The following is a 15,278-nucleotide window of genomic DNA, read 5'->3' as shown; positions in this document are numbered from 1 at the left end:
CGATCCCGAGTCTATGGGTGAGGCGGATGCCGCGTCCACGTCGTCGCGCCCGCGGCGGCTCGCGCGGGGTCGCGTCCGCCGTACCGCTCAGCCGACGAGCACCGGCGTCATCGGCGACGGCACCAGCACGACCATGCCCTCCTGCGGCGCCGAGAAGGCCACGGTGGCCCCGACCGCATAGGAGCCGGGTGCGAGCGGGGGAAGGTCGGAGGGCAGTTCCGTGCCGTCGTCGTCCGCCGCGGTGCAGCGGAGCGCCGACAGCACGCCGGTGAGCGTGACGGACTCGCCCGGTCGCAGCGAGACGCGGATCGCACCCGCCTCCGACGCGCCGCTCGAGTGCCACGCCACGACGCCCGCGTCCGCGATGGTGATCGTCGGGATGCGGGAGAGGTCGCCCGTCACGACCTCCGTGCCGGGATTCGTCACCGTGACGGTGACGGATGCGGTGGCGCCCGGGGCCACCGGAGCAGTGGGCGTCGCCACGGAGACCGCGAGCGGGGCGTCGGCCGCGTCGCCGAGCGGGACCACGGTCGCGCCGCAGCGATCGACCGACTCCGGCACGGCGAGCCGTGGTCCGGATGCCGCGCCGTCACCCTCCGCCGCCTCGGGGGCGACGTCGGCGGACTCGGCCGACTCGCTGGCGACCGGGGCGTCGGCCGTGGTGGCGTCGCCGCCGGGGCGCTGGAGCCCGAACACGAGTCCGCCGACCACGAGCACCGCCGCCACGGCACCGGCGCCCGTCAGGACCGCCGTGCGGCGGGCCCGTCGTCTGGAACGGCTCGCGGCGAGCACGGCGTCCACGTCGACCGCACGGGGACTCGCGGCATCCGCTGCCCGCTTGAGGTGCTCGCCGAGCCCGGTGGGTTCAGGTGCTGACATTCTCGCCTCCCGCCCGCGCGGAACGGGTTCCGTCCGGATCGATCGAGGAGGAGAGCGTGCGGAGCCCGTCGCTGAGGTACCGCTTGACGGCGCCCGAGCTGATGCCCAGCACGCCGGCGATGCCGTCGACCGTGAGGTCGTCGTAGTACCGGAGCACGATGCAGGCGGCCTGCCTCGGGGGCAGCTCGCGCAGTCGCCCGAACAGGTCGAGCCGGTCGTCGCTCGCCGGCGCCGACGAGTCGACGGCCGCGGGCGCGACGGCGAGGTGCCGCACCCGGCGCCAGGTCCCGTCGCGTCGCGAACGGTCGATGACCTGGTTCAGGATGGCCCGTCGCACGTACGCCTCGGCGCGCGGCAGGGTCAGCCCGAGCCGGGGCGTGCCGAACGTGCGCACGAGGGCCTCCTGCACGAGGTCGGCCGCGTCGTCGACGCTGCCCGTGAGCAGGTACGCGTAGCGGCTCAGCGCATCGCCGCGCTCGACGACGAGCCTCGTCGCCACCTCGTCCCACGAGCGAGCCACCCGCACTCCTCCCGACGGCGGCGGATGCGCCGTCACCCATACAGACGAGCGACGAGCGCGTTTCGTTGTGCGGGGAGGGGATCGCCTGGCTCAGCGTATCGCCGACGGGCCGACGTGGGCGTCGAGCCAGTCGGTCAGCGGCTTCGAGGCCCGCAGCGCCTCGGCGACGTGCGTCTCGGCGGCGGACGTGTGCAACCACGGCGCGACCGGCCATTCGACCCACGCCGCGAGGTCCTTGTCGCGCAGCAGGTCGGCCCGCGGATGGTCGGGGTCCATGCCGCGGGGGATCCGCTTCAGGCGCTCCCGTGCGCTCACCGACACGCCGCCGGCCTCCACGGCGGCGACGGCCGCGACCAGCGCCTCGCCGCTGCGGTGCTCGTCGACGGCCGCGCGGAAGCGGGCGAGCTGGTCGTGGGCCATCACGTGGCATCCGGCGCCGACGCCGAGGCCGGACGCCGAGAACTGCACGTACCCCGAGCCGCCGAGCGTCGCGCCGATCGCGGTCTTGTACGGCGACTTGTCGGCGGCGAACCGGATGTCGCGGTACGGACGGAAGATGCGCCCCTCGCCGAATTCGTCGGCGAGGTCCTCGAGCAGTGCCTGCATCGGCTCGAGCACGAGCTCGTCGTACTCGGCCCGATGCGACGTCCAGTACGCCTTCGAGTTGTCGGCCCCCAGCCCGCGGTAGAACTCCACCGCGCGGGCCGGCCAGCCGGTGAACGCGCCCATCCCGGCCTCCTCTTCGGAGCCCTCGAACGGCGATGGCGACGTCATCGCCTGAAGTGCCCCCGGAGGGATTCGAACCCCCGACCTACGGTACCGGAAACCGGCGCTCTATCCCCTGAGCTACGGAGGCGCACAACTGGAGAGACTACCACTGCCCGAGGCCCGTCTCCGACACGTGGGGCGCCCTGCGGTGCGTTCGACGGGTCACGCGAGGCTCACGCTCGCGACCGTGTCGAGGAGTTCCTCCCGCACGCGCGCCGCGACCATGATGCGGGCGCCCACGAGCACCGGATCGCGGTCGACCCGCGTCGCGACCACCTCGGGATACCAGCGGCTCAGGCGGCGGATGCCGCGACCGACCTCCTCGGCGAACGGCTCGCCGCCGAGGCTGGCCGACGGACCCGCGAGCACCAGGTGCCCCGGGTCGAGGGTCGCGAGCAGGGGGAGCGCGACGTGCGCGACGCGCTCGGCGAGATCGTGGAACACCGCAGCGCGCGCCGCGCCGGCGCCCGGCTCCGCGAGCGCCGAGCGCGCGGCGTGGTAGCCGGAGACCTCGAGGCCGTGCCGGCGTGCGAGCAGGGCCACCGCGCGGCCGCCGACGAGGTCCTGCGCGGTGTGCGCACTCGGGTCGAGCGCGTTCGCCGCCACCGAGACCGGAAGGAAGCCGATCTCGCCGGCGCCGCCGAAGGCGCCGCGGTGCAGGTCGCCCGCGACGTCGAACGAGGCGCCCACGCCGTTGCCGAGCCAGAGCAGTGCGAACACGTCGCTGTCGACGCCGGCGCCGTGCTGGCGCTCGGCGACGGCGGCCAGGTTCACGTCGTTCTCGATGTGCACGGTGCGCGCGAGCTCGGTCTCGAGGATCTCCTTGAGGCCGCGCACGGGCCAGCCGGGCAGCGCCTCGCTGAACAGCTCGCCCGTCTCGCCGGGGTCGACGTATCCGGGGATGCCGACGCAGACCGAGTGCACGATGCCGGGGTCGGTGCCGGCCGCGGCACTCGCCTCGGCGATCGCCAGCGACACCTCCTCGACGGCGGAGCGCTCGGTGGGATCGTGCGGCAGCGGGATCCGGACGACGGGGCGTTCCGCGCCGGTGGCGTCGACGACCGTGGCGCGCAGCTCGAACGCGTCGAGGTCGAGCGCGACGCCGAGCGGCCGGTCGGTGCGGGCGGCGTAGACCACCGCACTCCGCCCCGCGGATCCCGACGTGCGACCGCGCTCCTCGATGAGTCCGCCGGCGAGCAGGCGGGACATCATCTGCGACGCCGTGGGCTTGGAGACGCCGACGAGCTCGCAGATCCGGTTGCGGGTGAGCGGGCCGCGCTCGAGCAGGACCGCGAGGCCGGCTCGGTCGTTCACGGCCCCCAGCCAGGAGGGCGTTCCCGTCGTGGAGTCGGCCGCCATGGGACTCGTCAGGCCGCGGGCAGGTTGGCGATCACGGCGGCGACGATCTGCTGCGCGTCGCCCGGCTCGAACAGCGCGGCCGAGTCGACCACGATCCAGTACGGCCCGTGGAACACCTGCGCCTCGCCGGTGCCGCCGGCCATGACGAAGTAGCCCTCGACGTCGGGGGGCGTGCCGTAGGTCGGCACGGGCTTGCTCGACAGCGCGGCGGCGTTCCTGCGGGCCTCGCCGGCGGCCTCGGTCGGCGTCGCGACGGCGACCTCGATGACCTCGCCGCTCGACTGGTTGAGGTAGCCGCATGCCGTGCCGGCATCCTCCTCGACCAGGGCGACGACGTTGGCGGCGGCGGGTTCGTAGGCGGGGTCGGTGCCGAAGTTCGGGTTGAACGTGTAGAGCTGGTCGGCGGTCAGGAGCGCGTCGCAGGAGACCTCGAACGGCGTCGGCGGCTCGGCCGTCTCGGTGGGAGCGGGCGCCGCCGTGGGGGCGTCCGGCGGGGCCGTCGGCGCCGCCGTCCCGGTGGGCGGGGCCGCGTCGGGCGCGCACCCGGCGAGCAGTGCGACGGATGCCGCGGCGAGGAGCGCGAGGCCGATGGAACGAGTGCGTCGGGGCTTGGGCGGGCGCGGCATGTGACGAACCCTATCAACCGTGCCGGGTAGGATTTGCGGGTGACTCCCGACGAACTCTCGCACGCCCTGTTCGCCCTCGTGAACGGGCTCGCCGAGCGACGTCGGGCGGGTGGCGACGACGTCGTGCTCGACCTCGCGCCGGGGCAGGTGACCCTGGAACGGCCCAAGCTGCGCGAGCACGGCGACTGGGCGTCGAGCATCGCGATGCGGGTGGCGAAGCCGCTCGGGTCGAACCCGCGCGAGATCGCCGCCGAGCTCGCCGCCGAGCTGGCCGGCCTCGACGGCGTCGCGAGCGCCGAGGTGGCCGGGCCGGGCTTCATCAACATCCGCCTCGACGCGGCGGCGGCCGGCGCGCTCGCGAAGGCGATCGTCGACGCGGGCGGCGCGTACGGGCACAGCGACACGCTGGCCGGCGACGGCCGGATCAACCTCGAGTTCGTCTCGGCGAATCCGACGGGGCCGCTGCACATCGGCCACACGCGCTGGGCCGCGCTCGGCGACTCGATCGGGCGCGTGCTCCGCGCGGCGGGTGCCGAGGTCGCGAACGAGTACTACATCAACGACGCCGGCACCCAGATGGACAACTTCGGCCTGTCCGTGCTGGCCGCCGCCAAGGGCGAGCCCACGCCCGACGGCGGCTACCCCGGGAGCTACATCGCCGACCTCGCGGCGAGGGTGCTCGAGCGGGAGCCGAAGCTCCTCGAGCTCGACGAGGCCGTCGCGCTGCACACCGCCACCGAGATCGCCTACGAGCTCCAGCTGGCGGAGATCCGCGCATCGCTCGAACGCTTCAACGTGCACTTCGACGTCTGGACGAGCGAGCGGCGCCTGCAGGTGAAGGGCGACGACGGCCTGTCCGACGTCGACACCGCCGTCGAGCGCCTTCGCGCGCAGGGCCACGTCTTCGACGAGGACGACGCGGTGTGGGTGCGCACGACCGACTTCGGCGACGACAAGGACCGGGTGATCCGTCGCAGCAACGGCGCCTACACGTACTTCGCCGCCGACGCGGCCTACTACCTCGACAAGGGCGACCGCGGCTTCGGCCACAAGATCTACCTCCTCGGCGCGGACCACCACGGCTACGTGCACCGGCTCCGGGCGCTCGCCGGAGCGGCGGGTGACGACCCCGAGCGCGACATCGAGGTGCTCATCGGCCAGCTGGTGAGCATCAACGGCGCGAAGCTCTCCAAGCGCGCCGGCAACATCATCGAGCTCGACGACCTGCAGGCCTGGCTCGGCACCGATGCGCTGCGGTACACGCTCGCGCGCTACCCGGCCGACTCGCCGCTCACCATCGACCCCGAGATCCTCACGCGTCGCACCAACGACAACCCCGTGTTCTACGTGCAGTACGCGCACGCGCGAACGGCGGCGGTCGACCGCAACGCGGCATCCGTCGGCGTCGACCGCTCGACCTTCGCACCCGAGCTGCTCGTGCACGAGACCGAGTCGGCGCTGCTCGGCGCGCTGCAGGAGTTCCCGCGCATCGTCGCCCAGGCCGCCGAGCTGCGCGAGCCGCATCGCGTCGCGCGCTACATCGAGGAGCTCGCGGGGCTCTACCACCGCTGGTACGACAACTGCCGCGTGCTCCCACTCGGCGACGAGGCGATCGGCGACCTGCACCGCACGCGCCTCTGGCTGAACGACGCGACCGGCCAAGTCATCCGCAACGGGCTCGACCTGCTCGGCGTCTCCGCACCGGAGCGCATGTGAACGACGCGCGAGCGGCGACGACGGCTCCCGCGCCTCCCGCCGAGCGGAAGCCCCGCGGGCGCGCGGCGCGCATCTGGTTCACGGTCGTGGCGATCGTCGTGGCCCTCGCGGCGCTCGTCGTGGTGGCCGACGTCATCGTGCGGAACATCGCGGAGGCGCGCTTCGCCGAGGAGATCGAGGCGAACCTGCCCGACGGCGTCGAGGGCGACGTCGGCGTGACGATCGGCGGACTCTCGGTGATCGCGCAGTACCTCTCGGGCACGATGCAGCGCGTGGAGCTCTCCGCCCCCGAGCTCGACGTCGAGGGGGTGCCGATCGCGGTCGAGGTCGTGGGGGAGGGCGTGCCCGTCGACCTCGCCGTGCCCGTCGAGCACGTGACGGCCACCATCGAGGCCGACGCCGCGGCCGTGAACCGGCTCGTCGACGTGCAGGGGATCGAGGGCGAGCTGGCCTTCGGCGACGGCACCGTGGGCTACACCGACTCCGTCCGCCTGCTCGGGTTCCCCGTCGAGTTCACCGTCACCGCGCGGCCGACCGCGGCGGGCGACACCGTGCTGCTCGAACCCGTCGGCGTCGACGTCGCGGCCGGCGGCGGCTCGATCGACGTGTCGGACCTCGTCGACCGGCTCCTCGGCGACGACCCGATCCCGGTGTGCGTCGCCGAGCACCTGCCGGCCGGCGTCGAGGTGCAGCAGCTCACGGTCGAGCCCACCGGCGCGACCGTCGCCCTCCAGGCGGACGGCCTCCGCCTCGACGCGGCGAGCCTCGCGACGCTCGGCAGCTGCGACTGACGCGATCGACGAGACGTCGCCACGGATTCGGCCTGCCTGCCGCGCCTCGGTAGACTCGCCGTAGTCCGCCCCACAAGGGCGGCACGCAGCAGGCTTCAGGAACCAATCCGGGTTCGCTCGCCGCGAGCGATCCCGTCGATGCCCTCGTCCCGTTGAGGTTTCCCCGTGGCAACCACCGCAGCAGCACCCGGATGGCTCCGCGTGCCCGATGACGCCAATGCCCTGGCCCCGCAGGTGTGGCCCGAGCGTGCGCACCGCGACGCCGATGGCCGCCTGGTCGTGGCCGGCATCGCCGTCACCGAGCTCGCGGAGCGGTTCGGCACGCCGCTGTACGTGGTCGACGAGTCCGACGCGCGGGCACGGGCGGCGCGCATCCTCGCCGCGTTCGAGGCCGCCGCGGCATCCGTCGGCACGACCGTGACGGTCTATTACGCGGGCAAGGCATTCCTCTCCGGCGCGATCGTGCGCTGGGTCACCGACGCCGGCCTCGGCGTCGACGTGTGCACCGGCGGCGAGCTGGCGGTCGCCCTGGCCGCGGGCACCGACCCCGCGCGCATCGGGTTCCACGGCAACAACAAGTCGGTCGCCGAGATCGAGCGCGCGGTGGCGGCCGGCGTCGGCGCGATCATCATCGACAGCGAGGTCGAGATCGAGCGGGTGGCGGATGCCGCGGCCCGCGCCGGCCGCGTCCAGCGCGTGCGGCTGCGGGTGAACAGCGGCGTGCACGCCTCGACGCACGAGTTCCTCGCCACCGCCCACGAGGACCAGAAGTTCGGCGTCTCCCTCGACCGCGCCGTCGAGCTCGGCACGCGCATCCGCTCGCACGCCTCGCTCGAGCTGCTGGGGCTGCACTGCCACATCGGCTCGCAGATCTTCGACTCCGCGGGGTTCGCCGAGTCGGCGGAGCGCCTGCTCGCCGCGCACGCCGAGCTCTCGGCGGCCGGCCCGCTGCCCGAGCTGAACCTCGGCGGCGGCTTCGGGATCGCCTACACGTCAGCCGACGACCCGACGCCGATCGAGGAGATCGCGCTCGGCATCGCCGAGGCGGTCGCGAGCGGATGCCGCGCCCACGGCGTCGCCGTGCCGAAGCTCGCGTTCGAGCCGGGGCGGTCCGTGATCGGCCCGGCGGGGATCACGCTCTACACCGTCGGCACGGTCAAGCCGGTGCCGATCGACGGCGGATGGCGCCACTACGCCTCGGTCGACGGCGGTATGAGCGACAACGCCCGCACCGCCCTCTACGGGGCCGACTACTCCGCGCGCATCGCCTCCCGGGTGTCGGACGCCCCGCCCGCGCTCTTCCGCGTGGCGGGCCGGCACTGCGAGTCGGGCGACATCGTGGTCGACGCCGAGTACCTCCCGCACGACGTCGCCCCGGGCGACCTCCTCGCGGTCGCCGCGACCGGCGCCTACTGCTGGTCGCTCGCCAACAACTACAACCACGTGCCGCGGCCGGCCGTCGTCGCCGTGCGCGACGGCGTCGCGCGCGTCATCGTGCGCGGCGAGACCGAGGCCGACCTCCTGGCCCGCGACGCCGGGCTCGACGCATCCGACGCCGCAGAAGGGGCCCCCGCATGATCGAGTACCGCACCATCCGAGTCGGCCTCCTGGGGGCCGGCTCGGTGGGGTCGCAGGTGGCGCGGCTCCTGCTCGAGCACTCCGACGAGCTCACGCAGCGCATCGGCGCGCGCATCGAGCTCGTCGGCATCGCGGTGCGCGACACCGGCGCGAAGCGCGACACCCAGCTGCCGCCCGAGCTGCTCACCACCGACGCCGAGTCGCTCATCCTGGGCTCCGACATCGTGATCGAGCTCATGGGCGGCATCGAGCCCGCGCGCACGCTGGTGCTCGGCGCGATCGCCTCCGGCGCCGACGTGGTCACGGGCAACAAGGCGCTCCTCGCGAACCACGGACCCGAGCTCTTCGCCGCGGCCGAGCAGGTGGGCGCGCAGCTCTCCTACGAGGCCGCCGTGGGCGGGGCCATCCCGATCATCCGGCCGCTGCGCGACAGCCTCGCCGGCGACCGCATCGACCGCATCCTCGGCATCGTCAACGGCACCACGAACTTCATCCTCGATCGCATGGACTCGACGGGCGCCTCGCTCGAGGACGCCCTCGCGACCGCGACCGAGCTCGGCTATGCCGAGGCCGACCCCACCGCGGACATCGGCGGATACGACGCCGCGCAGAAGGCGGCGATCCTCGCGAGCCTCGCATTCCACACGAGCGTGCCCGTCACGGCCGTGCACCGCGAGGGCATCACGGGAGTCACCGCCCAGCAGGTCGAGTCGGCCCGGAGCGCCGGGTTCGTCGTGAAGCTCCTCGCGATCTGCGAGCGGCTGGTCGACGACGAGACCGGCGAGGAGGGCGTCTCGGCGCGCGTCTACCCGGCGCTCGTGCCGCGGAGCCACCCGCTCGCCGCCGTGCACGGCGCCAACAACGCGGTGTTCGTCGAAGCCGCCGCCGCCGGCCCGCTCATGTTCTACGGCGCCGGGGCCGGGGGAGTGCAGACGGCGTCCGCGGTGCTCGGCGACCTCGTCGCGATCGCGCGCCGCCACGTCATCGGCGGCCCCGGCACGGCCGAGTCCACGCACGCGGAACTGCCCCTCCTCGACATCGGCCGCATCACCACCCGCTACGCGATCACGCTCGAGGTGGCCGACGAGCCGGGCGTGCTCGAGCAGATCGCGCACGTCTTCGCCGAGCACGGCGTCTCGGTCGAGCAGCTCCAGCAGACCGTGAGCGGCGCGGCCGAGCGGGCTACGCTGGTCATCGGAACGCATGAGGCGAAGGAGTCCGCGCTCGCCGAGACCGTCGCCGCCCTCGCCCAGAGCCCCGTCGTCGAATCCGTCGCGTCCGTCCTCCGAGTCGAAGGAGCAGTGTGAACCACCCCACCCCCAAGGCCAGCTCGCGCCAGTGGCGCGGCGTCATCCGCGAATACGCCGACCGGCTGGATGTGACGGATGCCACGCCCGTCGTCACCCTCGGCGAGGGCGGCACGCCGCTCCTGCCCGCCCCGGCGCTGTCGCGCCGCACGGGCGCCGACGTGTGGGTGAAGTTCGAGGGCATGAACCCCACCGGCTCCTTCAAGGACCGCGGCATGACGATGGCGGTGACGAAGGCCGTCGAGGGCGGCGCCAAGGTCGTGATCTGCGCCTCCACCGGCAACACGTCCGCCTCGGCGGCCGCGTACGCCACGCACGCGGGCATCACGGCCGCGGTGCTCGTGCCCGAGGGCAAGATCGCGATGGGCAAGCTCAGCCAGGCCATCGCGCACGACGCCCAGCTGCTGCAGGTGCAGGGCAACTTCGACGACTGCCTCGACATCGCCCGGGACCTCGCCGCGAACTACCCCGTGCACCTCGTGAACTCGGTCAACAACGACCGCATCGAGGGCCAGAAGACCGCGGCGTTCGAGGTCGTCGAGGTGCTCGGCGACGCGCCCGACTTCCACTTCATCCCGGTCGGCAACGCCGGCAACTACACCGCGTACACGCGCGGGTACCGCGAGGACATCGCGGCGGGCAATGCCACGCGGATGCCCCGCATGTTCGGGTTCCAGGCATCGGGTTCCGCGCCGATCGTGCGCGGCGAGCCGGTGCGCGATCCCGACACGATCGCGAGCGCCATCCGCATCGGCAACCCCGCGTCGTGGGAGCTCGCCCTGCAGGCGCGCGACGAGACCGACGGCTACTTCGGCGCCATCGACGACGACAAGATCCTCGAGGCGCAGCGCATCCTCTCGGCCGAGGTCGGCATCTTCGTCGAGCCCGCGTCGGCGATCAGCGTCGCCGGGCTGCTCGAGCGCTCGGCGGCCGGGGTCGTCCCGGCCGGCGCGCGGGTCGTGCTCACGGTCACCGGGCACGGGCTGAAGGACCCGCAGTGGGCGCTCCGCACGGCCGACGGCTCCGACGTGCAGCCCACCGTCGTGCCGGTCGACACGAAGCAGGTCGCCCAGGTGCTCGGGCTCACGTCATGACCGCCACCGCCACCGCCGGCGCCGGCGTCACCCCCTCGCTCGTCGGCCGCACCGTGCACGTGAAGGTGCCCGCGACCTCGGCCAACCTCGGCCCCGGATTCGACACGCTCGGCCTCGCGCTCGCCCGCTACGACGAGCTCGAGGTCGAGGCGACGGATGCCGCGACCCACGACATCCACGTGCACGGCGTCGGCGCCGGCGAGGTGCCGCTCGACGAGACGCACCTCGTGGTGCGCGCCGCGGCGCACGCCTTCGCGCGAGCCGGCGCGCCGATGCCGTCGCTGCGGATCGTGGCGCACAACTCGATCCCCCACGGACGTGGCCTCGGCTCGTCGGGCGCCGCGATCGTCGCGGGCGTGATGGCGGCCAAGGGCCTGCTCGAGGGCGTCGTCGAGTTCACGCCCGACGAGCTCCTCGAGCTCGCGACCGAGCTCGAGGGCCACCCCGACAACGTCGCCCCGGCGCTCTTCGGGGGTCTCACGATCGCGTGGGTCACGCCCGAGGGACCCCGGCACAAGAAGCTCATCGTGCACCGCGGCGTCTCGCCGCTCGTGCTCGTGCCCGAGCACGAGATGTCCACGGCGCTGGCCCGCTCGCTGCAGCCCGAGTCGGTGCCGCACTCCGACGCGGTGTTCAACGTGTCGCGGTCCGCGCTCCTCATCGCCGCGCTCATCCAGAGCCCCGAGCTGCTGCTCCAGGCCACCGAGGACAAGCTGCACCAGCACTACCGCGCCGAGGCGATGCCCGAGACCGACCGGCTGATCCGCGTGCTGCGGGCGGCGGGGCATCCGGCCGTCGTCTCCGGCGCAGGTCCGTCGATCCTGGTGCTGGCCAGCGACCCGAGCGAGCGGGCCGACGCGGTGCGCCTCGTCGAGGAGTCGGCCGACACGGCGTGGCAGGCCATGCCGCTCGCGGTGGACTTCAAGGGCGCGACGGTCGTCGACGCCGACCGCTGACGCCGGCGCGCCGAGGCCGACGGGCGATGCCGGCCCGAGGGCGCCGCTGCGGCATCCGCCACCACCGGGCGCGTCGCACGTCGGAGACGTGCTCGTCCTGGTGTTAGGATTGTTCCGCACCCGGCAGGAGACGCACAGTTCGCATCTCACGGCCGCATCGTGCAATTCCCGCAATCCATTGCTTTCGCTCTCGCGCATGTCTGCGCCACCGCGCACCGACATCGCTCGTGCCGGCGATCAGCTCTCCTGGGTCCGCAATTCCTGCGACCAGGGGAAAGGAACATACCCAGTGACCAACGCAACCGACCACGCCGACGTGAGCGTGGCGAACCGCACCCGCCTCAGCACCCTGAAGGTCGCCGAGCTCCAGGAGCTCGCCGCCTCCCTCGGGATCTCAGGTGCGTCGAAGCGCCGGAAGGGAGAGCTCGTGGACCTGATCTCCGCCCACCAGGACGGCTCCGCCGCCCCTGACGCTCCCGTCGCCGAACCGACCACGGCCGAGGCTGCCGCCCTCGAGGCCGACGCGCCGGCGACCGAGGCCCCCGTCGACACGGCGGCGACCGACGCTCCGACCACCGAGGCGACCGCCGTCGAGGCACCCGTCGCCGAGCCCGTCATCGACGCCTCCGCCGACCGGCCCGCCCCGGCGAATCCCGTGATCGAGGCCGCACCGGCCACGACGCAGCCCGCCCGACAGGGCCGCCAGCCGCGCCGCGCGACGAGCGCCACCACGGCCGCACAGCACGTGAACGCCGGAGGCGCCGGGGTCGACCTCGTCCCCGCCGACGCCGACGCCCGCGAGGCCGCCCGTGCCGCCGTGCGCGAGGAGCTCGCGGCCGCGACGGGCGAGGGCGCTCGCGTCTCGCAGCCCGCCGAGGGCGAGGCCGAGCCGGCCGCCGAGCAGCCCCGCCAGGGTCGCAGCCGCAACCGCGGCCGCCGCGGCGGCGATCGTGCCGAGCGGGCCGGCGACGACACGCAGAAGCCCGCCGAGGAGCGTCAGGGTCGCCAGAACGGCCAGGGCGGCGACCAGCAGCGCAAGGCCGAGGAGCAGGGCAAGCCCGTTCGCGAACGCCAGGCCGACGGCGATGCCGGCAAGCAGCAGGGCGACGGGGTGCGTGGCCAGCAGGGCCAGACGCGCGACGCCCAGCCGCAGCTCGAGGGCGAGGGCGGCCGTCGCAACCGCTACCGCGACCGCAAGCGCCGCGGCCAGACGGGCGGCGACGAGCTCGAGCCCGAGATCCTCGACGACGACGTGCTCATCCCCATCGCGGGCATCCTCGACGTGCTCGACAACTACGCCTTCGTGCGCACGACCGGCTACCTCCCGGGTCCGAGCGACGTCTACGTCTCACTCGGCCAGGTGAAGAAGTACAACCTGCGCAAGGGCGACGCGGTCGTCGGCTCCATCAAGCAGCCGCGCGACGGCGAGTCGAACAGCCGCCAGAAGTACAACGCCCTGGTCAAGGTCGACTCAGTCAACGGCCAGACGCCCGAGGAGTCGGCGGCGCGCGTCGAGTTCCAGAAGCTCACCCCGCTCTACCCGCAGGAGCGCCTGCGCCTCGAGACCGAGCCGACGAAGCTCACGCAGCGCATCATCGACCTCGTCGCACCGATCGGCAAGGGCCAGCGCGGCCTCATCGTCGCGCCCCCGAAGGCCGGCAAGACGATCGTGCTGCAGCAGATCGCGAACGCCATCTCGATCAACAACCCCGAGGTCCACCTCATGGTCGTGCTCGTTGACGAGCGCCCCGAAGAGGTCACCGACATGCAGCGCACGGTGAAGGGCGAGGTCATCGCCTCGACCTTCGTCCGCCCCGCCGAGGACCACACGACGGTCGCCGAGCTCGCCATCGAGCGCGCGAAGCGGCTCGTCGAGCTCGGCCACGACGTCGTCGTGCTGCTCGACTCGATCACCCGCCTCGGTCGCGCGTACAACCTGGCCGCGCCCGCCTCGGGCCGCATCCTCTCGGGCGGCGTCGACGCCTCGGCGCTCTACCCGCCGAAGCGCTTCTTCGGCGCGGCGCGCAACATCGAGAACGGCGGCTCGCTCACCATCCTCGCCACCGCGCTCGTCGAGACCGGGTCCAAGATGGACGAAGTGATCTTCGAGGAGTTCAAGGGCACCGGCAACTCGGAGCTCCGGCTCTCGCGCCAGCTCGCCGACAAGCGCATCTTCCCGGCGGTCGATGTCAACGCGTCGTCGACGCGTCGCGAGGAGATGCTGCTCTCGCAGGACGAGGTCAAGATCACCTGGAAGCTGCGGCGCGCCCTCGCCGGCCTCGAGCAGCAGCAGGCGCTCGAGGCGGTCCTCGGCCGGCTCAAGGAGACGCAGTCCAACGTCGAGTTCCTCATGCTCATGCAGAAGTCGATGCCGGTCGCCAACGGCGCGGCGCACTCGCACGGGCACGAGACCGACCACCGGTAGGCCGCGTGTTCGAGTCCGTCCAGGCCCTGCTCGCCGAGCACGCCGAGCTCCAGGAGGAGCTCGCCGACCCGGCGCTGCACGCCGACGCCGCGCGCGCGAGGAAGGTCAACCGCCGCTACGCGGAGCTGAGCCGCATCGTGCACGCGCACGAGGTGTGGATGCAGGCGCAGGACGACCTCGTCGCCGCGAGGGAGCTCGCCAAGGAGGACGAGGCGTTCGCCGAGGAGGTCCCCTCCCTCGAGGAGAGCCTCGCGCAGGCGCAGGAGAAGCTCCGGCGCCTGCTCATCCCCCGCGATCCCGACGACGGACGCGACGTGATCATGGAGATCAAGGGCGGCGAAGGCGGGGCCGAGAGCGCCCTCTTCGCGGCCGACCTCCTGCGCATGTACCTCCAGTACGCGCAGTCCAAGGGCTGGAAGATCGAGCTGCTCGACCAGAACGAGTCCGACCTCGGCGGCTACAAGGACGTGCAGGTCGCGATCAAGTCGAACACCACCGACCCGTCGCAGGGCGTCTGGGCGCACCTCAAGTACGAGGGAGGCGTCCACCGCGTCCAGCGCGTGCCCGTCACCGAGACCCAGGGGCGCATCCACACGTCGACCACCGGCGTGCTCGTCTTCCCCGAGGTCGACGAGCCCGAAGAGGTCGAGATCAACCAGAACGACCTCAAGATCGACGTCTACCGCTCGTCGGGTCCCGGCGGCCAGTCGGTGAACACGACCGACTCCGCCGTGCGCATCACCCACCTGCCCACCGGGATCGTGGTGTCCATGCAGAACGAGAAGTCGCAGCTGCAGAATCGCGAGGCGGCGATGCGCGTGCTGCGGGCCCGCCTGCTGGCCCGCCAGCAGGAGGAGCTCGCGGCCGCGGCATCCGACGCCCGCAAGACGCAGATCCGCTCGATGGACCGCTCGGAGCGGATCCGCACGTACAACTTCCCCGAGAACCGCATCGCCGACCACCGCACCGGCTACAAGGCGTACAACCTCGACCAGGTGATGAACGGCGCACTCGACCCCATCATCGAGTCGGCCATCCAGGCCGACGAGGAGGCGCAGCTCGCCGGCTGAGGCGACGACTCGGCGGCCTCGTCAGCGCCACTTCGACGTCCTCAACGCCACGGCAAGTGGCGCAGAGGACCGCAATCGGGCGCAGGCGCCGCGGCATCGACAGCTCCTCGACAGGTCGAGCATTGCTCCGAGCATTCGGGCGGGGGACGGATACCGCGTCCAGCCGCCCGGCGAGCCGTGACCATGTCC

13 protein-coding genes and 1 tRNA gene are annotated in these 15,278 nt (G+C 73.1%); 8 read left to right on the top strand and 6 right to left on the bottom strand.

Annotated elements, in window-relative coordinates:
• Positions 1-87: 87 nt before the first annotated feature.
• The 6 genes from EV187_RS01240 to EV187_RS18245 form a co-directional block, all read right to left on the bottom strand.
• Positions 88-879, bottom strand: coding sequence for a hypothetical protein (locus EV187_RS01240; RefSeq protein WP_130351226.1), 792 nt, complete (start codon positions 877-879; stop codon positions 88-90).
• Complete coding sequence (locus EV187_RS01235) at positions 866-1,399, bottom strand: sigma-70 family RNA polymerase sigma factor (RefSeq protein WP_130351225.1); 534 nt, start codon at positions 1,397-1,399, stop codon at positions 866-868. The genes EV187_RS01240 and EV187_RS01235 overlap by 14 nt, the downstream gene beginning before the upstream one ends.
• A gap of 90 nt (positions 1,400-1,489) precedes the next feature.
• Positions 1,490-2,128, bottom strand: a complete 639-nt coding sequence (locus tag EV187_RS01230) for a DUF2461 domain-containing protein (protein WP_130351224.1) — start codon at positions 2,126-2,128, stop codon at positions 1,490-1,492.
• Between the two features lie 54 nt (positions 2,129-2,182).
• Positions 2,183-2,255: transfer RNA gene (locus tag EV187_RS01225), tRNA-Arg, on the bottom strand.
• A gap of 74 nt (positions 2,256-2,329) precedes the next feature.
• Entirely contained in the window at positions 2,330-3,526 is a 1,197-nt protein-coding gene (locus tag EV187_RS01220; protein ID WP_130351223.1) for an ROK family transcriptional regulator, read from the bottom strand.
• Positions 3,527-3,534: 8 nt separating this feature from the next.
• Positions 3,535-4,152 carry an iron ABC transporter ATP-binding protein gene (locus EV187_RS18245; RefSeq protein ID WP_165391061.1) on the bottom strand — a complete coding sequence of 206 codons (618 nt, stop codon included), beginning with the start codon at positions 4,150-4,152 and terminating at the stop codon, positions 3,535-3,537.
• Positions 4,153-4,191: 39 nt separating this feature from the next.
• Here EV187_RS18245 and EV187_RS01210 point away from each other — a divergent pair, with 39 nt between their 5' ends.
• The 8 genes from EV187_RS01210 to prfA all read left to right on the top strand — a co-directional run bounded on the left by EV187_RS01210 (position 4,192) and on the right by prfA (position 15,089).
• Positions 4,192-5,868, top strand: coding sequence for an arginine--tRNA ligase (locus EV187_RS01210; protein WP_130351221.1), 1,677 nt, complete (start codon positions 4,192-4,194; stop codon positions 5,866-5,868).
• Positions 5,865-6,659, top strand: coding sequence for an LmeA family phospholipid-binding protein (locus tag EV187_RS01205; RefSeq protein WP_130351220.1), 795 nt, complete (start codon positions 5,865-5,867; stop codon positions 6,657-6,659). Before EV187_RS01210 ends, EV187_RS01205 begins: the two co-directional genes overlap by 4 nt.
• A gap of 165 nt (positions 6,660-6,824) precedes the next feature.
• Positions 6,825-8,237 (top strand): diaminopimelate decarboxylase, encoded by a 1,413-nt coding sequence (lysA, locus tag EV187_RS01200; protein WP_130351219.1) that lies wholly within the window; start codon positions 6,825-6,827, stop codon positions 8,235-8,237.
• Positions 8,234-9,544, top strand: coding sequence for a homoserine dehydrogenase (locus EV187_RS01195; RefSeq protein ID WP_130351218.1), 1,311 nt, complete (start codon positions 8,234-8,236; stop codon positions 9,542-9,544). The genes lysA and EV187_RS01195 overlap by 4 nt, the downstream gene beginning before the upstream one ends.
• Positions 9,541-10,638 carry a threonine synthase gene (gene thrC, locus EV187_RS01190; RefSeq protein WP_130351217.1) on the top strand — a complete coding sequence of 366 codons (1,098 nt, stop codon included), beginning with the start codon at positions 9,541-9,543 and terminating at the stop codon, positions 10,636-10,638. The genes EV187_RS01195 and thrC overlap by 4 nt, the downstream gene beginning before the upstream one ends.
• Entirely contained in the window at positions 10,635-11,594 is a 960-nt protein-coding gene (gene thrB / locus EV187_RS01185) for a homoserine kinase (RefSeq protein WP_130351216.1), read from the top strand. Before thrC ends, thrB begins: the two co-directional genes overlap by 4 nt.
• Before the next feature lie 289 nt (positions 11,595-11,883).
• Positions 11,884-14,019 (top strand): transcription termination factor Rho, encoded by a 2,136-nt coding sequence (rho, locus tag EV187_RS01180; protein WP_242609373.1) that lies wholly within the window; start codon positions 11,884-11,886, stop codon positions 14,017-14,019.
• A gap of 5 nt (positions 14,020-14,024) precedes the next feature.
• The gene (gene prfA, locus EV187_RS01175; protein ID WP_130351214.1) at positions 14,025-15,089 is read left to right on the top strand and encodes a peptide chain release factor 1; all 1,065 of its coding nucleotides are present in this window, start codon (positions 14,025-14,027) and stop codon (positions 15,087-15,089) included.
• Positions 15,090-15,278: the final 189 nt, after the last annotated feature.

Origin of the sequence: Agromyces ramosus (assembly GCF_004216665.1) — a bacterium.
Taxonomy (GTDB): Bacteria; Actinomycetota; Actinomycetes; order Actinomycetales; family Microbacteriaceae; genus Agromyces; species Agromyces ramosus.
The sequence above is the reverse complement of the archived record's forward strand: the minus strand, read 5'-3'. Positions and strand labels throughout refer to the sequence as shown.